This window comes from Bacillus sp. FSL M7-0558 (genome assembly GCF_038003245.1).
GTDB lineage: Bacteria > Bacillota > Bacilli > Bacillales > Bacillaceae > Bacillus > Bacillus pumilus.
Window position 1 is genome coordinate 2,120,242 of sequence record NZ_JBBOOU010000001.1, and the last position, 21,789, is coordinate 2,142,030.

At 41.4% G+C, this 21,789-nt stretch carries 25 protein-coding genes, 1 pseudogene and 1 riboswitch; of the genes and pseudogenes, 3 read left to right on the plus strand and 23 right to left on the minus strand.

Annotated elements, in window-relative coordinates; all coding sequences use genetic code 11:
- Positions 1 to 19: 19 nt before the first annotated feature.
- The 15 genes from MHB79_RS10550 to MHB79_RS10620 all read right to left on the minus strand — a co-directional run bounded on the left by MHB79_RS10550 (position 20) and on the right by MHB79_RS10620 (position 14,237).
- Positions 20 to 664, minus strand: a complete 645-nt coding sequence (locus MHB79_RS10550) for a M23 family metallopeptidase (protein WP_226803640.1) — start codon at positions 662 to 664, stop codon at positions 20 to 22.
- 100 nt (positions 665 to 764) lie between these two features.
- Positions 765 to 1,874 carry a sigma X negative regulator gene (locus MHB79_RS10555; protein WP_327839391.1) on the minus strand — a complete coding sequence of 370 codons (1,110 nt, stop codon included), beginning with the start codon at positions 1,872 to 1,874 and terminating at the stop codon, positions 765 to 767.
- On the minus strand, positions 1,786 to 2,394 hold the full coding sequence (sigX, locus tag MHB79_RS10560; protein ID WP_003215976.1) for an RNA polymerase sigma factor SigX: 609 nt from the start codon (positions 2,392 to 2,394) through the stop codon (positions 1,786 to 1,788). Before sigX ends, MHB79_RS10555 begins: the two co-directional genes overlap by 89 nt.
- 405 nt (positions 2,395 to 2,799) lie before the next feature.
- Positions 2,800 to 4,581, minus strand: a complete 1,782-nt coding sequence (locus MHB79_RS10565) for an ATP-binding protein (protein WP_003216141.1) — start codon at positions 4,579 to 4,581, stop codon at positions 2,800 to 2,802.
- Complete coding sequence (locus MHB79_RS10570; protein ID WP_003215596.1) at positions 4,578 to 5,300, minus strand: response regulator transcription factor; 723 nt, start codon at positions 5,298 to 5,300, stop codon at positions 4,578 to 4,580. Before MHB79_RS10570 ends, MHB79_RS10565 begins: the two co-directional genes overlap by 4 nt.
- Before the next feature lie 87 nt (positions 5,301 to 5,387).
- Positions 5,388 to 6,566, minus strand: a complete 1,179-nt coding sequence (gene ccsB / locus MHB79_RS10575) for a c-type cytochrome biogenesis protein CcsB (protein WP_050943828.1) — start codon at positions 6,564 to 6,566, stop codon at positions 5,388 to 5,390.
- Positions 6,550 to 8,229, minus strand: a complete 1,680-nt coding sequence (gene resB / locus MHB79_RS10580) for a cytochrome c biogenesis protein ResB (RefSeq protein WP_003215850.1) — start codon at positions 8,227 to 8,229, stop codon at positions 6,550 to 6,552. Before resB ends, ccsB begins: the two co-directional genes overlap by 17 nt.
- 1 nt (position 8,230) lies before the next feature.
- Entirely contained in the window at positions 8,231 to 8,761 is a 531-nt protein-coding gene (gene resA, locus MHB79_RS10585) for a thiol-disulfide oxidoreductase ResA (RefSeq protein WP_253622460.1), read from the minus strand.
- 90 nt (positions 8,762 to 8,851) lie between these two features.
- On the minus strand, positions 8,852 to 9,586 hold the full coding sequence (gene rluB, locus MHB79_RS10590; protein WP_034620508.1) for a 23S rRNA pseudouridine(2605) synthase RluB: 735 nt from the start codon (positions 9,584 to 9,586) through the stop codon (positions 8,852 to 8,854).
- Between the two features lie 137 nt (positions 9,587 to 9,723).
- The gene (locus MHB79_RS10595) at positions 9,724 to 10,260 is read right to left on the minus strand and encodes a spore maturation protein (RefSeq protein WP_003216139.1); all 537 of its coding nucleotides are present in this window, start codon (positions 10,258 to 10,260) and stop codon (positions 9,724 to 9,726) included.
- Between the two features lie 4 nt (positions 10,261 to 10,264).
- Positions 10,265 to 10,852, minus strand: a complete 588-nt coding sequence (locus tag MHB79_RS10600; RefSeq protein WP_003215919.1) for a nucleoside recognition domain-containing protein — start codon at positions 10,850 to 10,852, stop codon at positions 10,265 to 10,267.
- A complete protein-coding gene (locus MHB79_RS10605; RefSeq protein ID WP_106028747.1) occupies positions 10,840 to 11,991 on the minus strand; it encodes a D-alanyl-D-alanine carboxypeptidase family protein in 1,152 nt (383 codons plus the stop codon). Before MHB79_RS10605 ends, MHB79_RS10600 begins: the two co-directional genes overlap by 13 nt.
- Before the next feature lie 311 nt (positions 11,992 to 12,302).
- Entirely contained in the window at positions 12,303 to 12,782 is a 480-nt protein-coding gene (locus MHB79_RS10610) for a YpuI family protein (RefSeq protein WP_003215803.1), read from the minus strand.
- A gap of 113 nt (positions 12,783 to 12,895) precedes the next feature.
- Positions 12,896 to 13,489: an SMC-Scp complex subunit ScpB gene (gene scpB / locus MHB79_RS10615; RefSeq protein ID WP_034661126.1), complete on the minus strand. Its 594-nt coding sequence runs from the start codon at positions 13,487 to 13,489 to the stop codon at positions 12,896 to 12,898.
- Positions 13,479 to 14,237: a segregation/condensation protein A gene (locus MHB79_RS10620; protein ID WP_050943826.1), complete on the minus strand. Its 759-nt coding sequence runs from the start codon at positions 14,235 to 14,237 to the stop codon at positions 13,479 to 13,481. The genes scpB and MHB79_RS10620 overlap by 11 nt, the downstream gene beginning before the upstream one ends.
- A gap of 208 nt (positions 14,238 to 14,445) precedes the next feature.
- On the opposite strand from MHB79_RS10620, the gene MHB79_RS10625 reads away from it, so the two are divergent.
- Together MHB79_RS10625 and MHB79_RS10630 are read left to right on the plus strand one after the other, a co-directional pair.
- Complete coding sequence (locus tag MHB79_RS10625) at positions 14,446 to 14,538, plus strand: YjcZ family sporulation protein (RefSeq protein ID WP_012010430.1); 93 nt, start codon at positions 14,446 to 14,448, stop codon at positions 14,536 to 14,538.
- An 87-nt stretch (positions 14,539 to 14,625) separates the two neighbouring features.
- Positions 14,626 to 15,150, plus strand: coding sequence for a DUF309 domain-containing protein (locus MHB79_RS10630; protein WP_003216132.1), 525 nt, complete (start codon positions 14,626 to 14,628; stop codon positions 15,148 to 15,150).
- Positions 15,151 to 15,174: 24 nt separating this feature from the next.
- On the opposite strand, the gene MHB79_RS10635 is transcribed toward MHB79_RS10630, so the two are convergent.
- The 7 genes and pseudogenes from MHB79_RS10635 to MHB79_RS10665 all read right to left on the minus strand — a co-directional run bounded on the left by MHB79_RS10635 (position 15,175) and on the right by MHB79_RS10665 (position 19,518).
- Positions 15,175 to 15,528 (minus strand): GNAT family N-acetyltransferase, encoded by a 354-nt coding sequence (locus MHB79_RS10635; RefSeq protein ID WP_003215830.1) that lies wholly within the window; start codon positions 15,526 to 15,528, stop codon positions 15,175 to 15,177.
- Positions 15,529 to 15,641: 113 nt separating this feature from the next.
- Complete coding sequence (gene ribH / locus MHB79_RS10640; protein WP_012010433.1) at positions 15,642 to 16,106, minus strand: 6,7-dimethyl-8-ribityllumazine synthase; 465 nt, start codon at positions 16,104 to 16,106, stop codon at positions 15,642 to 15,644.
- 48 nt (positions 16,107 to 16,154) lie between these two features.
- Positions 16,155 to 16,760, minus strand: a pseudogene (gene ribB, locus MHB79_RS10645) (3,4-dihydroxy-2-butanone-4-phosphate synthase); the annotation flags it as partial.
- Between the two features lie 11 nt (positions 16,761 to 16,771).
- Complete coding sequence (ribE, locus tag MHB79_RS10650) at positions 16,772 to 17,422, minus strand: riboflavin synthase (RefSeq protein WP_340989708.1); 651 nt, start codon at positions 17,420 to 17,422, stop codon at positions 16,772 to 16,774.
- Positions 17,423 to 17,676: 254 nt separating this feature from the next.
- Positions 17,677 to 17,818, minus strand: a riboswitch (FMN riboswitch).
- 106 nt (positions 17,819 to 17,924) lie between these two features.
- On the minus strand, positions 17,925 to 18,269 hold the full coding sequence (locus MHB79_RS10655; RefSeq protein WP_003215701.1) for a hypothetical protein: 345 nt from the start codon (positions 18,267 to 18,269) through the stop codon (positions 17,925 to 17,927).
- Positions 18,270 to 18,493: 224 nt separating this feature from the next.
- Positions 18,494 to 18,727, minus strand: a complete 234-nt coding sequence (locus tag MHB79_RS10660) for a DUF2164 domain-containing protein (RefSeq protein WP_003215556.1) — start codon at positions 18,725 to 18,727, stop codon at positions 18,494 to 18,496.
- Between the two features lie 209 nt (positions 18,728 to 18,936).
- Positions 18,937 to 19,518 carry a TetR/AcrR family transcriptional regulator gene (locus tag MHB79_RS10665; protein WP_340989710.1) on the minus strand — a complete coding sequence of 194 codons (582 nt, stop codon included), beginning with the start codon at positions 19,516 to 19,518 and terminating at the stop codon, positions 18,937 to 18,939.
- 250 nt (positions 19,519 to 19,768) lie between these two features.
- Between MHB79_RS10665 and MHB79_RS10670 the strand changes: the two genes are divergently transcribed.
- On the plus strand, positions 19,769 to 21,031 hold the full coding sequence (locus MHB79_RS10670; protein ID WP_340989712.1) for an MFS transporter: 1,263 nt from the start codon (positions 19,769 to 19,771) through the stop codon (positions 21,029 to 21,031).
- Between the two features lie 38 nt (positions 21,032 to 21,069).
- Here the strand turns inward: MHB79_RS10670 and MHB79_RS10675 are convergent, their stop codons facing one another.
- Positions 21,070 to 21,507: a peptidylprolyl isomerase gene (locus tag MHB79_RS10675; protein WP_003215505.1), complete on the minus strand. Its 438-nt coding sequence runs from the start codon at positions 21,505 to 21,507 to the stop codon at positions 21,070 to 21,072.
- Positions 21,508 to 21,789: the final 282 nt, after the last annotated feature.

Sequence of the window (21,789 nt, forward strand, 5' to 3'; positions counted from 1 at the left end):
TCATGCACATGCATGAGGTTTATTTTTTTGAAACCATTAAACGATCTCCCGTTCGGATGAGATGAGTAGTCAGCTCATTGATCTGTTTCAATTGTTCCACAGTCATCTCATGCGCCTTTGCAATCGACCAAAGGGTATCTCCTTGTTTAATGAGATATGTATTGTTCTCTTGTCCGTTTACATGTAGAGCCGGCTCTTGGAAGCGATCCATTGCAATGATTGTGAGTGGATCTACCGCATCTTCTTTGCTGACTGACCAATGCCCCCTGTGCACCTCAAAATGCAAATGAGTGCCTCTAGACGCCCCTGTGTTGCCGATAATGCCGATCGGCTGTCCTGCTTCTATATGGTCACCCTTTTTAACAAAACGCTCGTGTAAATGTGCATAGACGGTTTCATATCCATTTGGATGCTGGATAAACACAACCTCGCCATATGTAGCAGATACATACGAACGCGAGACCTCACCTTCACTTGCAGCAAAGATGGATTCTCCTTCTGGCGCAGCTATATCTAATCCCATGTGCGAGCCGCCTCTTGTCCCAAACAAATCTGTGACTTCTCCTTTTATCGGCTCCACCCATTCGCTTGTTTCCTGTGCATGAGCAACAGGTGAAAAGATCATCAAAAAACAGCTGGCACATATGAAGCAATACCTTTTCATTAGTGACTCCCCTTCTTTGAGGTTCTTTTTATGACAGCTTAGTATACAGCAAGGAAGCTATTTTCTATACATCAAAAAAGAACGCAATTTCTTGCGTCCTTTAACGGTCTTTTATGACAACTGGATTCGGCAGAGCCGGCACCTCTATCGGTTCTTCTAATTCATACGGACCAACTTGATCTGTTCCCGCCTGTTGAATGGTGACCTCTGTAAAACCAAAATCTTTCGCTGAGAGCAGCAGACCTTCAATGAGTAAAATATGATCATTTGAGTCCGATAATTGCGCTGATGCTCCAAACGTAATGGTCACATGTTTTCCTTTAGACGTCACTTCTTTAATCGGTTCGTCTTTAATTAATGGATTAAGTCCTGCATCGCTTGTACGCTTCATAGCTTCTACCGCATCTTCATACGATGAATAATGCGTTTTTGAAGGCACCAAAAAAGTCCCGCTCTTATTCTCTAAAACATAATAAGCGTGCTTTGTTTGTTTTTCAATCGATATTGTTCCAACGCTTCCATTTGCTCCTAGTTGAAGGTGAGAACCTTTGGCTGTCTTGACTTGCACCTGCTCATATTTGCTCCATTTTAGCGTTTCTTTTACCATATCTTTAAACCTGCTGGCTTCTTTTAACGTATCAAGGGACAAATCACTTTTTAATTGAAAAACAAGTGTATCTCCTTTTTCACGAAGGTCCACCATATCCATATAAGATTGAAGAGGCTTTGTCATTTCAGGCAGCTGCACCTGTTCATATGTGTTCACCATATCCTGCAAATGATCATACTCATCCTCTTTTTCAATGCTAATCGGAACCACTTGAGAGGTCGATTCATCTATGTATGCTATGGTCATAAACTTTTGCTGCTGCTTACGAGACACAACGTGTGAGGGGCCATTAGTCTGTTTGACCGCCTCTAATGTGGCGTTTACCTGACTTTTGTCAGCACTTGAGTCCATTTTCATTTGCTGATGATGATCTTGAGCAGCCGGCTGAAATAAATGAGGAGAAATTAAAAACGCCATAAATAAAACCACAACGGTTGCGACCGCTGGACCGATCCATTTGGCACTTTTCTTTTTCTGCCCGCTTGCCATCAGCATCTGCTGGTATATCTGCTTAGATGAACGGTTGTCCTCCACCTTTGGAAGCTGACTTAGTAACACCTTGATTCGTTCTTCGCTCCAATCGGACCTGTTCGTTTTCATTCACTAGCTCCTCCTTCAAAAGCTCCATATGTTTTCGGAGCACTTTCAGGCCTCGGTGCTGCGTTGTTTTGACTTTGCTTTCCGAGAACTTTAGCGCCTTGGCCGTCTCCATGATTGAGTAGCCCTGGATAAATCTTAAAATGATGACAGCTCTTTGATCAATCGTGCACTGATCAAGTGCGGCATAGATTTCTTTCACATTTTCATCCTGTACAGCCAGTTCGTCTGGGAGCAAGTCTGGGTCCTTTACATCCTGCTTATCCCAATCAAACGTGCCGAGTACCCGTTGTCTAATGGTTTGCTGTTTGCGAAACCAATCAATTGCCACATGCCTCGCAATTGAAAACAGCCATGTTTTCTCGCTGCTTCTTCCTTCAAAAGTTTTATATGAGTGAAGTACCCGGATGTAAACCTCCTGAACGAGATCCTCTGCCTGATTTTTATCTTTAACCATATAAAATAAAAACTGGTACAAATCTTGATGGTACGAATCATATATTTTTTGAAAGGTTTCATGCATAGGAAACCCCTCCGTTCACTTATTTTTGTCGAGTGACTCTTACAAAACGTTACATTACAACTTTATGACAAATATATTACAAGTTCGACAATTTGGGAAGGGCTTTTTGTTTAACTTCTCCTTAAAAATATGAAAATAAAAAAACACTTCTTTTTCTTTCGAAAAGAAGTGTTAGATTGTTGACAAAGTGCTAAAATGATGTTTATTTTAGCACTTTGTCTTCTTTTCAGCGTGATAGAAAACCTTTGAAGTCTAGGAAGGGCGAGCACTGGCGCGGAGCGAATTGAACATTCGTGAGCACCAGCGCGCAGACCTGACAACGAATGCGAGGGTTTGTCTACACGCTGACACTTCTTTTTCTTTCGAAAAGAAGTGTTTCTCATGTAACAAGATTCTTCGTCAGGATTAGACGAGTTCCTGCTTTTTTCTCGGAATATAAAAGGTAAAGTGTGTACCAGTACCCGCTTTGCTATGTGCATGAATGGAGCCTTGATGTGCTTCTACGATATTCTTCACAATCGCAAGACCAAGTCCAGTACCAGAACGCCCTCTTGTTCTTGCCTTATCCGCTTTATAGAAACGTTCGAAAATAAATGGCAGATCCTCTTCAGGGATTCCGCTTCCTGAATCTTTCACATCCATTTTCAGACCGCTTTCCACCGATTGAACCGAGAAGTGAACCTCTCCGCCTTCTGGTGTATGACGAATGGCGTTATCAATAAGATTCGTAAACACCTGTTCAATCTTATCCGGATCGAGTACAAAGTACGGTTCATCCACTTGAATGTCATATGTGAGATCAACTTGCTTTTCTTTTGCTATACCAAGAAACTTGCGGTAAATCTTCTCGGTCAGCTCTTCTGTATCTGTTGATTCAAGATTCAGTGTAATATGGCCAGCTTCCATTCTCGCTAGGTCTAGAAGATCGTTCACAAGACGCCCCATTCGAAGTGATTCGTCGTAAATAATTTGCGCAATCTCTTTCTTTTCCTCTTCTGAGCCAGCAATATCATCTACAATTGCCTCACTATATCCTTGCAGCATAGCAATTGGAGTACGAAGTTCATGACTGACATTGGCAATGAAGTCTTTTCTCAGCTTATCAAGTCTTCGTTCCTCTGTCATATCACGAAGGACCGCAACTGCTCCCCTAACGTCCTGCTGATTATAAAGCGGAGACATGAGAAGAACCCAAGTACGTCCTTGCAGTGTGACTTCAATCATTTGCTCTTTTTCCGTGCTGACGGCTGTATGAAACAATTCTCGCGCTTCTGGAGGCAGTTCATCTCCATCTTTGATCTTCATATTTTGCTCGTAATACCATGCCTGCAAGAATCGTTCTGCAGGAGGATTCGTCATGAGGATCGTTCCATCAATATTGATGGTGATGACACCATCAGCCATACTGCTTAAAATATTGGACAAATGCTCTTTTTCTTGATTTAAAGCTGTGATATGAAATTTAAGCTGCTTGCCCATTTGGTTAAAGGCGATGGCCAGTTCTCCAATTTCGTCTTGCGTTAATATAGGAATCTTTGTATCAAATTTCCCTTTCGCCAGATCCTGCGCTCCCTCTTTCATCTTTCTAAGAGGATAGGTGACACGTGTTGATAAGAAGAACGCGAAAATAGTGGTCAGAACAATGGCAATTCCGGCTGCTAGGAAGATATAACGCGTCGTATGTTTTGTTGTTTGCTCTACCGCAAGTAATGATTGAGAAAGAAAGACCATGCCTTTTTTTCCGTTTGCCTCAAATGGAACACCGACAACAATTCGTTCATCCTTATGATTGCCTGCATTTGGTTCTGCACGTTTACTGATTTTTTTACGATCTTTTAGTGCTTGATTCAAATCACCGTCTGCTTCAATTTGTTTCTTTGTAATCGCAGGAAGCTTCCCGTCTTTTTCAGACGAATACCACTCTAGCCCGTCCTCTTGGATAATCGCAATACTCGTCAATTTGTCAGCAAGCTCTGATGTAATCGACCTTGCGAGTGATTGATCGTCATGGCTTTCTAAAATGACCGCCACTTTATTTGCCATTTGCGTTAAATCTGACTTTGCTTCTTCTACATGGTAATTTTCAATGAACTCTAAAAGAAGCACGGTTAAAATAGATAAAACGATGAGGACGAGGAAGAGAATGGTTAACCATAGCTTTCCAACGACACTTTTCCACAGTTTCATTCAGCGCCGACCTCAAATTTGTACCCGACACCCCATACCGTCACGATTTTTTTCGCAGCTTCTGGTGACACTTTATTCAGCTTTTCGCGAAGTCGTTTGACGTGGGTATCGACTGTTCTCAAGTCTCCAAAGAATTCATACTGCCATACTTCTTTTAACAGCTTCTCTCTGTCATAAACCTTATCCGGTGTTTTCGCAAGGAAATATAAAAGCTCATATTCCTTCGGCGTGAGACTGACTTCTTTGCCATCAGCTGTCACTCTATGCGCGTCGTGATCAATTGAAAGATGAGAAAACACAAGGACGTCTTTTGTTGTTGTCCCAGTATTGAGATAAGACGTTTGAGAAGATCTTCTGAGCAATGCTTTCACACGTAAAACAACTTCACGCGGGCTAAAAGGTTTGACGATGTAGTCATCCGTACCTGCTTCAAACCCTTGCACGCGGTTGGCTTCTTCTCCTTTTGCCGTCAGCATAATGATTGGGGTCGCTTTTTTGTCTCGAATTTGATTACACACTTCGATCCCATCTGTACCAGGCATCATTAAATCGAGCAAAATGAGGTCATAATCTGTTTGGAGTCCTTTTTGAATGGCCTCATCTCCATTTTCAGCTTCATCGATTTCATAATTTTCACGTTCTAAATACATTTTTAAAAGGCGGCGAATTCTTGCCTCATCATCTACGACTAATATTTTCGTTTGAGTTGTGTGTTCCATTAGACAATCCTCCTGCTTTCTCCGTTGTTACATTCATTTTAACAAAAAGCCGAATCGATTCATAAAAAGTTGGCCTTTTTCATGTGATTACGCGTAAGAATGAAGCCCTGCAATCACAAGATTGACAAAGATGAGATTAAACATAATGATGGCGAATCCGATGACAGCTAACCAAGCGGACTTTTCGCCATGCCAGCCCCTGGATAAGCGAAGATGAAGGTAGGCTGCATAAAAGAGAAACGTAATTAATGCCCATACTTCCTTCGGGTCCCAGCCCCAGAACCGAGTCCATGCAATTTGCGCCCAGATCATTGCAAAAATGAGCCCGCCTAACGCAAATACAGGGAAACCAATGGAAACAGCTCTGTATCCAATTTCATCGACTAAATCTAGGTTCACCTGTTTCACGAGCGGTTGAAGCAGAGCACTCAGTCGTTTGCGAATGATCAAGCGAATCAGTCCATACAAAATCAGCCCTGTGCCGAATGACCATAACACCGTATTGACCTTTCTTCCTGAAAAAACAGGCGGCAAATCAACAAACGGTTCCAAACGATCTTGCGTCACAAGCTCTCCTTTATGAGGTCCAACTAGAGCTGGCAGCTCATAGACCATCACACTTTCCTCTTTATTTTTATCGACCCAATTAAATTTCGCTTCGTATCCTGTCATTCTAAAGATGGACGTGACTGCGATAAATGCAAGTGTCACAACAATCATAAACATGACAAGCTCTAAACCAAATGTCTTCTTACCTGGTTTTGTTTGATCGACATGTTTTAATAAGAAGATGACACCTGCCACAAAGCTGATCGCTAAAATAGCTTGCCCTAGTGCTGCTGTTGTCACGTGAATATAAAGCCAATTACTTTGTAATGAAGGAATTAGCGGTGATATATCAGATGGGAACATACTTGCATAGGCAATAATCAATAAAGCGATTGGAAGTGTAAATAAACCAAGTACAGACACTTGATACACAAAATATAAAATGATGAATGCGAGCACAAGCATCATGCCGAAAGCCGTTGTGAATTCAAACAAATTACTGACTGGTGCATGACCAGACGCCATCCACCTTGAAATAAAGTAGCCAAATTGACTTAAAAAACCGATGATGGTGAGCGTAATACCGATAAGTGCCGCCTTATTTCTGCGCGGTCCATCAACTTTCTTTTTTCCTTTAATGGCACCACCAAAAAAAGGAACTGCCGCTAAATACAATAGAAAAGCTGCAAATAACAGGTTTTCACTGACTGCTGCCATCTAATCCTTCCCCCTTGCTTTTGCTGATACTTGTTGTATCAGGCAGTTCTTTTTGATCAACTGGCTGTTTGATGCCACTGTCACTTAGGATCACGCCAAGATCAGACTTTAACCCAAACCAGTTTTTGTTTGTGTGTCCTGCCACAAATACTTTTCCATCCTTTGCAGACAGCCAAATTCTTCTATGCTGCCAATACATCCCCTGCACGACACCAATCATGAAGATGATCCCGCCTACGATGAGCACCCCAAGAGTTAAATCTTTTCTCACCGTCAATCCCGTGACGTTTTTCGTTTCCACTCGATCAAACTTCATTTTATATAGGTTATTATCAGAGCCCTCTACTGTCTCTTGAATCGCCACAAAGCTTTTTTCACCTTTAGGCTTTTCAGGAGAAACCATTTCAAACACGAAAGCAGGATTATTCGGATTCCTTGTTTTCGTACTCGGCGTTCCATCATCGTCAAAATAAAAATCAGGGAGATAGCTCATCACTTTGACTTTGTAACCGCTACCAAGATCATATTCTGACTTAGGCTCCAGCAGATTAATCTTCACTGTTCCGAAAGATTTTTCAGTATCTTTACGAATCAGCTGAAAGACCATTTGATCGAGTTCATTTTGTTTAAAATCCACTTGATATAATGAGAAATGATCAAACTTGAGCGGTTCGTTCACTTTAATATCATGTTCTGATACCTGCTTCAGCTTGGGCTTTTCACCAAACACAACTTCCCCTTCACGTTTGTATAAAGTGGCATCGGTTTTATAACTTTTCACTACTTGACCGTCGCCAGCTCTTTCAATCGCATTCTCAAACACTTCTTTTTCATTTCCAGTTTCATAGCGGTCAATTGAAAACGCATTATTTTTCAAAAAATATTGACCATCTGTGCCTGGAATTGGGGCAGTTTCACCCTCTCTAACCCACAGCGTTTCATCCACATACATGCCTGGGACAAACCGGAGCATTGATCCAATGAGAAAGATGATTAATCCAATGTGATTGACGTAAGGGCCCCAGCGTGAAAAGCGGCCTTTTTCCGCTAAAATATGTCCGTTTTCTTCTCTCACGCGGTAACGCTTTTGTTTCATTGCTTTCTTGATGCCTTCATATGTATGCTGATCTAACGTTTTGTCTGTCTCACTGAACAGACGCTGTCTTCTCATAAAGCCTTCTTTTTTAATAACCCCTTGGTTTTTAAGTGCTCGATAAAGAGGAATAACCCGGTCGAGACTGCAAATGACAAGGGAGATTCCGATGGATGCAACTAAAGCTAAAAACCACCAAGAATTATAAAGATCATGGAATCCAAGTGTGTAATACAGCTTGCCAAACGACCCATATTGCTCTTCATAATAGGTGGAAGCAGATGCACCTGGCGGAATAAATCGCTCCTGCGGAAAAATCGTTCCTAATGAGGAAGCAAGCAGTGTGATGACAATCAGCCACACACCCACCTTAACGGAAGAAAAAAAGTTCCATACTTTATCAACAATCGTTTTGTTGTATGTTTGCGAGCGTCTCGCACTGCCGTCATATCTCATATCAAGCAGCTTTGAAGAGTTTTTCTCTTTAGCCGCAATAGGATTCCCGCAGGATTCACATAAAACAGTACCGATTGGATTAATATGTCCACACTCGCATTTTACCTCTTTCATTCTATGACCCCTTTGGTTTAATCAAATTCATATAATCATAGACATTACGTTCTGTCATGGTTCCCTTTATGACTTTGATTACCTTGCCTTCAGGATTAATTAAAAATGTGGTTGGCAGCGGCGTAATATCATATGCCTCTGTCACTTGACGATCCTTGTCCATGGCAACAGGAAAATTCACGCCATAGGACCCCATAAAATTCTTCACGGCAATATTGGATTCCCCAACATTCACTGCAACAATTTCCACACCGCGATCCTTGAACACTTCATATTGATTTGCCATGTAAGGGAATTCTTGTTTACATGGACCACACCAGGTCCCCCAAAAATTAAGAAAGACACCTTTGCCTTTTAAGTCCTTTAATTCAATCCGTTCCCCATCCACAGATTGAAGGACAAAGTTTGGCGCAATAGATCCTTCTTTGACCCGATCCTGTTTGGCAAATACTGAGTTATACATGGTATAACATAGTGCAGCAAGCATCACGAGGAGAATGCCCGTCCGTATGAAAAACCGTCTTTTTTTCATCTGAAGTACCCCTTCCCCATAGACATTCAGGTAAATTATAGCATTCTCCTTCTTTTGATGCTTCTTCATTTTTTGAAGTTTATGTGAAAATTAAAAAGCGCTTTTCCCGTGATCTGCAATTGCTCTCAGGCGCTTTACTTCATGCGGTGTTAATTCTCTGCGGTCTCCTGGTCTCATGCCTTCAATATGAAGGAACGCATATTGCTCTCTTTTTAGCTTTAACACATCATGACCGATCGCTTCAAACATGCGGCGCACTTGTCTGTTTCTGCCTTCATGAATGGTTAATTGAACGATAGATGTCTGCTTTCGTTTATCGATAGAAAGCATCTTGGCACGAGCACGTGCAGTCTTTTTATGATCTAACATAATCCCTTTTTCTAGCTTTCTAAGCAATTCCTTTGATGGGATGCCTTTTAGCTTCGCTGCATATGTTTTATCAATTTCGTATTTCGGATGCATGAGCTTATGGGCAAATTCCCCGTCATTTGTAATTAAAATCAAACCGCTCGTATCATAATCTAAGCGGCCGATTGGATAAAGGCGCTGCGGGACGTCATCAAAGAAATCTGTGACAACCTTACGTCCTTTATCATCCTCGGCAGCTGAAATGACGCCGCGCGGTTTATAAAGCATAAAGTAAACCGGTTCTTCTCTTTCAAGCTTTAATCCGTTGACTTCAATTTTATCTGAAGAGCCCACTTTTACTCCGAGCTCTGTCACTGTTTGACCATTAACGGTAACTCGTCCTTCTTTAATTAATTCTTCTGCCTTTCGTCTAGAAGCGACGCCGGCATGTGCAATTACTTTCTGTAAACGTTCCATTTTGTCTTTCACCTCATGTACTATCTTACTTGCTTGACTTAAAACAAACAAGCATTCGTGGAAAAATAAGCGATTCGTCTGTTTAATTTCAGCTAAAAAGCAATTTTCCATCCATTGAAAGACAAAAAAGCGCCTCATTAGGCGCCGCTAAATAACAAACTGACGATGATGACAGATGCAATGATGCCAATGAGGTCCGCTAACAGACCTACTTTCAGCGCATCTCCCATTTTTTTTATACCGACTGCCCCAAAATAGACCGTTAAAATGTAGAGAGTGGTATCAGTTGACCCTTGCATGACAGCTGCGAGCTGTCCGATAAAAGAATCTGGTCCATATGTCGCAATGAGGTCTGATGTCATCCCGAGTGCAGCTGTGCCAGATATTGGACGAATAAACGCAAGCGGCACTACTTCTGCCGGGAAGCCGATCGCTGTAAACACGGGTTTTAACAGTCCCATGACAAAATCAAGCGCACCAGACGCGCGGAATATCGTAATGGCCACGAGCATGCCGACTAAATAAGGAATGATTGAAAAGGCAATTTGAATACCTTCTTTCCCGCCCTCGACAAATGTTTCATAGGTCGGTACCTTTTTAATGGTTCCCGCAATTAAAATTCCTGCGATGATCAGTGGGATCAAAGCAAGTGACAGCCAGTTAATAAATGACACGAGATCACCCCCGCCTGCTTCTGCGATAGTGGAAATAGCGATCAATGAGAATGGCACCAATGCCTGAAATGAGTGTCGCCAAAATGGTTGGCCCTACAATGTCTGTTGGCTGATCTGCACCATAGGTCATTCTAATCGCAATGACGGTTGTTGGCACGAGTGTGATAGAGGATGTGTTGACCGCTAAAAATGTAATCATGGACCGGCTTGCTTCATTTTTCCCGCCGTTTAATGCTTTCATCTGCTCCATTGCCTTAATCCCAAGCGGTGTAGCGGCATTCCCGAGACCAAAGAAATTCGCCATCAGATTGGACAAAATATATCCCATCGCAGGATGGTTAGGCGGAATATCCGGAAATAGCTTTGAAATAAAGGGACGGCACAATTTACTAAAGAAATGTAACAAGCCTGCCTCTTCTGCAATCTTCATCAGCCCGAGCCAAAAAACGAGGACACTAATCAGACCAATTGAAATGGTCACTGCTTCCTTTGATCCCTTAAATACAGCTTCGTTTACTTCCTCCATCGTTCCGTTGAACATCGCATACACAAGACCGATGACAGTGAGGAATACCCAAATTAGATTGACCATGAAGAGCCGCCTATAGATGTCTGAAAGACAGACTTAAACATTTCTTGGAAGCTTTTTTGAGGCATTCGATTTCGTTTATTTTCATAAAAAATCGGTACTTGCTCGATCACCTGACCATCTAATAAAAACGTCATTTTCCCTACAACATCAGGGATGGCTTCGGCGTTTTTTTTCCACTTCTTTTGAGGAGTAAGCATTTCCGTTTCAATTTCTACTAGCTTTTTCTCATCTTCATTTAAAAAATAGTCCACATCACGTTTGATAAATGCTTTTTTTTCGTAAAAGGTTCCTTTTAATGAAGCGAGTCTTCCTTTTTCAGCAAGTACGTACGTTTTATAATGATCAAATGCATATTCAAACATAGAGATATGATCCTTCCAATCATCTGGCGCATTAATGGTCACAGCGATCAGTGCCGCATCCCCTTTGGCAGCTGTAGAGACAAGTGTGCGTTTTGCAAGCTTCGTATATCCCGTTTTCCCACCAGTTGAATATTTGTATAATCCGGTGACCAGCTTGTTTTTATTTTTCCAATAGCCTTCCATCGTTTTTGCTTTATAGAAAGTCGTGCCTGCAATTTTTTGATATTGTTTATGCTCCATGGCGTATTTTGTTAAGATGGCCATGTCATAGGCTGATGAATAATGATGTTTATGATCATCGAGTCCATGCGGATTTTGAAAATTCGTATTCTCCATTCCTAGTTCAGACGCTTTTTGATTCATCATAAAAATAAATCCTTCTAAACTGCCGCCCACATGCTCTGCAATGGCAACAGCTGCATCATTTCCAGAACGCAGCATAAGCCCGTATGTCAAGTCTTCTAGGCTCACCTTCTGCCCTTCTTTTAAATAAATCGATGAGCCCTCTGCTTGTATCGCGCGCTTTGATACTTTGACGGTGTCTTTCATTTTTCCTGATTCAATGGCTAATACTGCCGTCATAATTTTCGTAATACTGGCGATTCTTCTTTTTTCATGCTCGTCCTTTCCAAATAGGACTCTGCCTGACTGTCCATCTATTAAAATGGCGCTTCTTGCACTCACTGATAATGACATATCTGCTTTGGCATGTGAGGAAAAAGGCAGTAAGAGTGTAAATAGAAGAAGGACTGCTGTTCCAATTTTTAAATAGGGCATGTTCATTCACGTCCTTGTCCGTTTTGTACAAGTGTATGCGCGGCTGAAAAAGTTATGATGCCTCGTCCATAAAAAAAGCGTCTCTATATGTAGAGACGCTCAGATTGTCGACAAAGGGCTAAAATGAACCTTATTTTAGCCCTTTGTCTTCTTTTCAGCGTGATAGAAAACCTTTGCAGTCTAGGAAGGACGAGTACTGGCGCGGAGCGAATTTGACATTCGTGAGCACCAGCACGCAGGACTGACAACGAATGCGAGGGTTTGTCTACACGCTGAGCGTCTCTATATGTAGAGACGCTCCTTCCTCTTGCTTATACCATTTTCATTTGCTGATGAGATGTCGTATATTCTAGCTCTTCTCTCATCGCTAAAAAATCTTTTTCTAATGAAGAAAATAATCGTTTGATCTCAGCGGATACTTCATGGTGGAAAACAATGCTGCTCTTTCCTGTATATGCGGAACGGCTGTCTTCATACCATGTATCCTTTTTCGGCGTGAAAAACTCTTCAATACATTGATGATAAATACGGTGAAGCGTCTGCTGCGCGGCTTGCTGCGGGAATGTCTGCTGCTGGCTGATTTTCCTGCAAACTGCCGCTGCATCCTCGCTGTACACTGCAAGCTTCCGTAATGTATTCAATATGTCACAATAATAGGCTTCCGCTTCAGGGTTTAATCGTTTCATACTTGATAAGGTAGCTTCGTTCAGAAAACCATTCATTTCAGTTGCAACCTTTGATAAAAAGACGCCTGCTTGATCAACTTGAGCCTTTACATTCATATGTGCCATTTGTTTTGTGTTTACCTTCCCCTCATGGCTTTATGACCATTTTATCTGACATCAATAGATGTTAGACCTAAAATCTTTTTTATATTTTATCATACATTTTTCATTCTTTTGAACTATTTTATCTCTTCAAATGTTTGATTGAAGTTTTCAAAAAATAGATCAGCTTCTTCTTGTACACCATCTGCTTCCACATTCTCTGGAAGTGGCGGTAATTCATCCAATGCCTTTAAGCCAAACTGCTCTAAAAAGGTAGGTGTTGTCCCATAAAGAATTGCTCGCCCAGGGCCATCGGCACGTCCAACTTCACAGAGCAGCGCTTTGGCTACTAAACTATGAAGCACCCGCTCTGATTTGACTCCTCTGATTTCTTCTACCTCACTGCGTGTGATCGGCTGTTTATAAGAAACGATTGCGAGTACTTCAAGCGCTGCCTGAGACAAACCTTTGGATGGGGTCTCGACTAATTTTTTCAAATAAATGCTGTATTCCTTTTTCGTCAGCAGCATATATGAATCTGCATATTCAATGAGCTCAATTCCTCGTTCTTGTTTTTGATACTCTTCCTTTACGGCAGACATCATATCGAGTAACGCTGCCTCTTCTACTTCAAGAACAGACATGAGCTGTTTTTTTGTTAAGCCTTCGTCACCTGCTGCATAAAGCAGCGCTTCTATGATGGCTTTCCAATTCACGATATCAAGCGTCATGAATCGTTTCACTCCCTATAATATAAATGTCTTCAAAGTTTCCTTCCTGCTCTAACATGATTTGATGACCTTTCATCAATTCAAGAACAGCAAGAAACGTCACGACAAGGTGCTCCTTTTGATCATGTTGAAATAGAGTCATGAAATTGGTCCGCTTTTTCGTTTTTCTTAAATGGTTCATAATCTCATTCATTTTGTCTTCAATCGGGATTTCTTGTCTTGTAATCCTAGATGGTGCTGGTTTCGTTATTTTCTTTCGGTTCAATACCTTTTGGAACGCACCTAACATATCATACACCGTGACATGCAGGTTTGTGTCCTTCGCTTCCGATTCTTTTGCAAATTCGCTTAAATCACTCGGAGGTTTTGTAAAGGCATTTTGCCTTTCTTCCTCGCGTTCCTTCAGTTCTTGTGCTGCATCTTTATACTTTCGGTATTCAATCAGTTTGCCAATCAGCTCTTCTCGAGGGTCCTCTTCCTCTTCAAGCAGGTCTTCATCAAATAGCTCTTCCTCTTGTTTCGGAAGGAGCATTCTGCTTTTAATACTCAGGAGGGTTGCAGCCATCACCAAATATTCACTTGCCACATCAAGTTCAAGCTCCCTCATGGTATGGACATATAATAAATACTGCTCCGTAATTTTAGCAACGGGAATATCATAAATATCAATTTCCAACCGGTTGATTAAATGTAAAAGTAAGTCCAATGGACCTTCAAACGAATCTATTTTCACCTGATATTCCAGCATTTTTTCTCACCATTTCTACTGTCTTCTAAGTACCGTTTCACCGGCTAACCTTTAGTATAAGACAGGATAAAGCTCTCGTCCAATATAATTTCGACCATGATGTCCTAGGCAAAATAAGAAAAACAGTGGTTTCGCCCATACCACTCAGGGCATTTATACATAGAATACCATTGTAAACAGAACTGATGAAAAAGGAGGCCGTATCATTATGGGAGATGGCTATAACTTTGGTGGAGGTTTCGCGCTTATTGTCGTGCTTTTCATCTTGCTGATCATCGTTGGCGCGGCTTGGGTTTATTAAAGAAACAGAGCGTCCTTTCACGAAGGGCGCTCTTTCTTCTTTTCTTTTCAATATGTTAGACTGAGAGTGGAAAAGGAGATGACCACTGTGTATCCTGAAGCGTACGTGGCTTTTTTACATGAATTTCATACGACAAGAGATTATTTTGAGTGTCATGAAATTCTTGAGGAATATTGGAAGGAAGACCCGCCTGAGCAGCGCAAAGAATATTGGGTTGGCTTCATTCAGCTTGCCGTTGCTTTGTATCATCAAAGACGGGGAAATGGAAAAGGTGCAAAACGGCTCATTTCAAATAGCCTTCACTTGCTGGAAGCAAACCGGCCCGTATTATCGAACCTCGGTCTGGATGATGAGGCGTTTCTCAAACTTCTGAGAACGCTGAAGAAGAAAATGGCTGAAGACATGTCATACGAAAGTGTGATGCTCCCGATTAAAGATGAAGCGCTCCTGTCTCTATGCCAAGAAATGGCTCAAAAAGACGGACTGACCTTTGGCCAGGAGAGCAACTTATCCCACACATTTTTGATCGAAAAACATAGACTGCGTGACCGGACAGATGTATTGCTTGAACGAAAAAAGCAAATCGAACGTAAAAAAAGCAGAGGACTATAGCCTCTGCTTTTACATGTGTGATATTTAATTTGTTTCGCTGTGACACTTATGAAAGAAGCCTTGCGTTAATTCATTTGGAATGAGTGTTTTGGTTTTGAATACCTCTTCCACGGCTAAAACCATTTCCTTGCCGATTCCTTGATCTCGATGGGATGGATTCACACTAATATGCTCGATTTGTACTTGGTCGTCTGTTTTCAACACACCAATAGCACCTACGATATCCTCGCCATCTTTCCAAAGGAACAGCTGCCGATTTTCATCCATTTCATATGACTTCATCGTCTGCTGAAGCTGTTTGACGTCTTTCTCACCCGGCATGAAGGAGAGTAGCCCCATGGCAATTTTTTCAAAAGACCTCTTATAACGAATTAACATATATACCCCTCAATATTCAAATTATCCTTATGTCCAGCAAATGTCTCACGAATCATTTGCTCATCACACATTATAAACATTTTTATACCGTTTTTAAACTCTTTTTCACTAAATTAACGAAAGGTACGGTTGAGATTCGCCATTTCAATGGCAGCTGCAGCCGATTCGCTGCCTTTATTTCCAGCTTTTGTACCGGCTCTTTCGATAGCTTGTTCAATGGATTCTGTTGTTAGTACACCAAAGATAATCGGTACCCCTGTTGACATGGCACTTTGAGCAATTCCTTTAGCAGCTTCATTACAAACATAATCGTAGTGAGTTGTTGCGCCCCTGATTACAGTTCCAAGTGTAATGACAGCATCATATTTCTCTGTTTCAGCTAGTTTTTTTGCCATGTACGGAATTTCAAAAGCACCCGGTACCCACACGACATCAATATCGTCACCGTTTGCTCCGTGTCTGAGCAATGTATCTTCTGCTCCGTCAAGCAGTTTACTTGTAATAAAGTCATTAAATCTCGCGACGACAATTGCAAATTTTAGTCCTTCTGCTACTACATGCCCTTGTATTGTATTCATATGTTGATCATCCTTTTTTGTGATTTTTTATTTTGTTTCGATAGCTGCTGTTTCTTTATTATTTAAATAGGTTTGCAATGCTTCTATTGTCAGCATCTTTAAACCGTGCTGTTTTTGGATTTCTTTTAGTTCTGGAACACGCGCCATTGAGCCATCTACATTCATGATTTCACAAATGACACCCGCTGGCTCTGAACCTGCCAGTTTCGCAAGATCTACCGCCGCCTCAGTATGACCTGGTCTTTCTAGTACGCCGCCTTCTTTTGCAATGAGCGGAAATACATGACCTGGGCGGGCAAATTCTTCTGGTGTTACGTCTTTATTTAACATGGCAAGCATGGTCGTAGAGCGCTCAAAAGCACTAATACCAGTCGTCGTTGTCACATGATCGATGCTCACTGTAAAAGCTGTATGGTGTGCATCTGTATTTTGTTCTACCATTGGATGCAGGTTCAGGTGTTTGGCAATCGACGCATGGACCGGTGTACAAATGAGACCTCTTCCATGTAAAGCCATAAAGTTAATCACTTCAGGCGTGGCATGCTCAGCAAGTGCCACAAAATCTCCTTCGTTTTCTCTGTCTTCATCATCCACTACGATAATGATTTCTCCTTCTTTCAGAGCGTTTACTGCTTCTTCTACTAAATGATACATACAATCGCCTCCTAGAATCCGTGCTCTTTTAAAAATGATGGGGTCAATCGGGATGGCTGCTTTTCGCCTTGTTCTTTTGTTAAAAAGCGATAGATGTATTTACCGATCATGTCACACTCTATATTCACGATCTCTCCCATAGATTTAGTCGGGAAAATAGTTCCTTCAAGCGTATGAGGAATAATAGAGACTGTGACGTGTGAATCTTGCAAATCGAAAATGGTTAAGCTGACACCATCTATTGCGATCGAACCCTTTTGCGCGAGCATATCTGTGAGGGTCTTGTCCATCTCTAAATCATAGTAAATGGCATTACTTTTCTTTTCTATTCGGGTAATGACTGCCGTCCCGTCAACATGGCCTGAGACAAAATGACCGCCGAATCGTCCATTCGAGGACATGGCCCGCTCTAAATTCACTGGACTGCCTGATGTCAGCTGATCCAGTGATGTCGCTTTGACCGTTTCTGGCATCACATCTGCTGCGAACTGTGCTTTTGTAAAGCTTGTGACTGTAAGACATACACCATTGATCGCAATACTGTCTCCGAGGTGAACATCTTCTAGCACACGGTTGCACTGAATGACAATTTCTATGGCATCTGCTGACTTTTTCCTTAATGACTGAACTGCGCCTACTTCTTCAATTATCCCCGTAAACATGTGATCCTCCCTTTCTTTTCATTTGTATTTCTCACTTTTTAAAAAAGCGATGTTAGGGACATGTGATCGATTGAGCACCTTCGTCGCTTTTTATGGTCCATACAAGGTAGATGAGGGATCACCTAATAAACACTGCATGCCGGTCTATTCACTACATGAACATACAGAAAGCCCCGGAAAAAATTCCGGGGCTGTGGCTTTTTTGCATCAGAAATAAAACTATGATCGATAAATATTTTTCGTTCATAGCTTTCTTTATCCTTCTCCCATCCAGACTTTCACTGTCGGCTTCAGCTTTTCACTGAATCAACCGTTAATAAATTAACGGGTCACGGGCTGTAAAGCATTTGCTTTATTACCGTCGGTCGGGATTTTCACCCTGCCCCGAAGGATACAATCGATATTTAGCTGTCCTTAGGGGCTATTATAGCGATCCTTGTTGTCAAATGCAACAATCAAGATTTCTCACAAAAAAAAGCCTCCTTATAGGAAAGGAGACTTGTTAATTAACGACTTTTACTACTTTTATAAGACCATCTATTCTCTTTTCATTACTAAAGTAGGCTTTAATACGATCACCTTTCTTCAAGTCGGCCACATCATCTTCGAACTTCTTTCCACTAAAAATGATTTTTGTGCCGTTTTTTGCTTGACCGTAATATTCATCTCCGTCAATTTTCGTAATGGTATATTCATAGATGGTATAATCTTTATCATTATTTGTTAAGCTTTCACCAATGGCTGTTGGCACATCTTCAATTTTCATGCCATTCATGTATAAATAACCTGCGCCTAAACAAAGCAGTAAAACAAATAAGATGGCCATTTTTAATTTAATTTTCCCCATATTTAGAACCTCCATCATCTGCACTTCGCCTATTTGTATGTTTTATTCCTTCTTTTGATGAAATAAAACCAAAAAAGCTGATTTCCATTAATGGTTACTTATATAACGATTGAGATGGACCTTTGGTTCCACCTTTTCATCATTACATATGATACGAATATGCGTTCTTTATTAAGGGGGTCTCTTTCCTCTTTATCAGTTAGCAAGGCGCACATTATTGATGATCATCTTTTTTCGAGTGCAAATAAATCTTCCTCTAACAATTGCGATCTCTGAACAGCGATGTTCCGGCTGTCACGAACCCCTTGATTATAATAGTAGCTTCCAAGGTTTTTTGTGATAAATTCTAGTATATTGATGGCTGCTAATTCACCAATTTCTTCTTCTCGTTCTTCGGCAAAGTAACGCTGAATGGCAATCATCATTTGATTTTTTTCTTCTTTTGTTAATGGTTTCAAATTATCTCCTGCTTTCTTTCAGCATGACCACGCTTTTTAGATTTGTACTGACAATGTGGCGACACCCACAAATGCGAATGTTTGTTCTCTTATCATATCACAAAATCGAATTTTGTCCACCACTGTCCTAAAAGAAAAAGCGTATTTTGATATTTAGTTCAAAATACGCTATCACTCTTATTGAAGGAGGATACCATAGCATGTTGTCATTATTTTAATATGGAAAGTATCGTCGCTACAGAATGATCTACAAATGAACGTTCTGGACGAGATTTCATGAGGACGGTCAGTCCTATGAAAGAAACGACCAGTGTTTGTGCTAAAGCTTTCGCATTCAGGCTACTTTTGAGCTCACCCGAGCGAATACCTTGAACAATTCTTTCTTCGAAAATGACGGAAAGATACATCTGATGCTCTCTTGTCAGAATTTCAAATTTCTCTTCGTGTGGCGCAAGCTCCACTATTGTATTGATGCAAAAACACCCTTTACTCGGACCATCTCTATATTCCTCTTCTACTAAATCTGCAAATAATGTATGAAATGCTTCCTTGACAGAAAGATTGTTTTGAAGTTTTGTTCGAATATGGGCAGCATGCTGCTTTGTGTATTTGCGTAATGCGGCCTCAAATAATTCCTCTTTATCTCCAAACGCTGAGTATAAACTTGGCCGCTGTATTCCCATTTTTTCAGTCAAATCACTTAATGTAGTGGCCCTATACCCCTTTTCCCAAAAAAGCACCATTGCCTCATCCAACGCTTTTTCCTTGTCAAATTCCCGTTGTCGAACCATCAGCAATTCCTCATTTCAACATTAAAATTTCTTCACAAAGTCAGGTATCTATTTTTTGATATTATTGTCTATTTGATTACCAATCGGTACATTATAATTTTATTTTATCGACGTATGATTGTCAAATTTCCTTCCTCTTTCAAGATGAAAGTATTGACTTTAAAATGTTTTGTTGGTTATCCTTAACAGGAATCATAATATACCGATCAGTATATTATACTTTTTAGTACAAAAGGAGACGAAGACATGCATGGTGAAAGAAAGAATCACTTCCATAGAACATCTTGATTTGGAAACGGCTCATTTACAAAACAAACCGAAGCAAGCGATGACTCGCTATATGGCTCTGCTTTATGCGTCAGCCTGCGGGATGGCAGTTGCAAACATATACTTTGCACAACCGTTATTAGACTCCCTCGCATCCGAGTTTGGCATCACCTATTCATCCATTGGTATCGTCATTACGATTACTCAGCTTTGTTATGCACTAGGACTGCTACTGATCGTACCACTTGGTGATCTGTTCAATCAAAGGCGGCTCATCATGGCTCAGATGCTAGTATCCGTGTTTTCTCTGATTCTAGTCGGCATCGCCCCTACTGCCACCGTCCTGTTTATAGGGCTGGCTGCCGTCGGCATGCTTGCTGTGGTCACTCAGGTACTCGTAGCGTTCGCAGCGACCTGGGCTGCTCCTGAAGAACGAGGCCGTATCGTGGGCTTGGTTCAAAGTGGCATTGTGATTGGTATTCTTCTCGCACGAACGTTTGCTGGTGTACTAACCGATCTCGCCGGCTGGAGGTCAGTCTATCTCGTGTCTGCCGTTATGATGCTCATCATAACCGCCGTGTTATACCGGTATCTCCCGCGGGCTGACAGCGAGAGAGCGTCAATATCCTATATGAAGCTGCTTGCTTCAATGTTTACATTGTTCAGACAAGAACAAATTCTGCGCATCCGAGGCATACTGGGTTTTCTGATCTTTATCGTGTTTGGTACGTTGTGGACTTCGCTCGTGCTGCCTCTCAGCAGCTCGCCACACAATCTTTCACATACAGCGATCGGTGCATTTGGTCTTGCTGGAGTTGCCGGAGCATTAGGCGCTGCCCGGGCTGGAAGCCTTGCTGATCGAGGCTTAGGACAATTAACAACTTGTATAGCCCTTGTCCTATTATTCGTTTCATGGTTTTTTATCTTTTTCACTGAATATTCACTCATTTTATTAATCATCGGTATTATTATTCTTGACCTATCTGTGCAGGCCGTACATGTGACCAACCAAAGTATGATTTTCACAGTGCTGCCTGAGGCGAGAAGCCGGCTCACTGCTGCTTATATGATTTTTTACTCCATCGGCAGTGCGACTGGTTCCATTGCTTCCACTAGCATATACGCAAACAATGGCTGGAGCGGAGTATGTTTATTTGGCGCCTCTGTTAGCGCTATTGCCCTTTTATATTGGTTCATCACCTACCGCCTCACGGAACAAATAACCGTAAAATCAGATTTAAAATAAAAAAACACCGCGTTTTAAGCGGTGTTTTGGATTAAGGATTAAGCATCGAAAACTTCGACTTTTTCCATTCCTTGGCCTTGTTCCATATCTAGAACAGCCTCGATACCAGATGTTACTTTACCAAAAACAGTGTGAACACCGTTTAAGTGCGGCTGCGGGTCATGGACGATAAAGAATTGGCTGCCACCCGTGTCTTTACCAGCATGCGCCATTGATAATGAACCTCTTTCGTGTTGATGTGGATTCCCTTCTGTTTCACATTTAATTGTGTAACCAGGACCGCCTGTTCCATTACCGTTTGGATCGCCACCTTGGCTTACGAAGCCTGGGATGACACGGTGGAATTTCAATCCATCGTAGAAGCCTTCATTCGCTAATTTTTCAAAGTTTGCTACTGTACCTGGAGCAGCCTCTGGGTATAGTTCAAACTCAAGTTTCTTACCATTCGTTAGTTGTATGTATCCTTTTTTTGCCATTTTTCACATTCTCCTTTCAGGTTAAACAACGCTCATTATAGCACATTTTCGGTCATGTTAAACATCCCCTGCTCTTTGATTGTGATTTACCTCTTTTCTTAGGATTGATACAATAGAAGAGCTTGATCCTTTTTTCCTATTAAATTGATGACAGAATGAGCAACAGGTCTTTATTTATTGGAAAAGGAAAACATCTTAAAAAGAAAATTGAAACGTCGAATCGATTTGTTACGTCTATATGATGGAGTACATTTCTTTACGTGTACTCAAAAGATGAGTTTC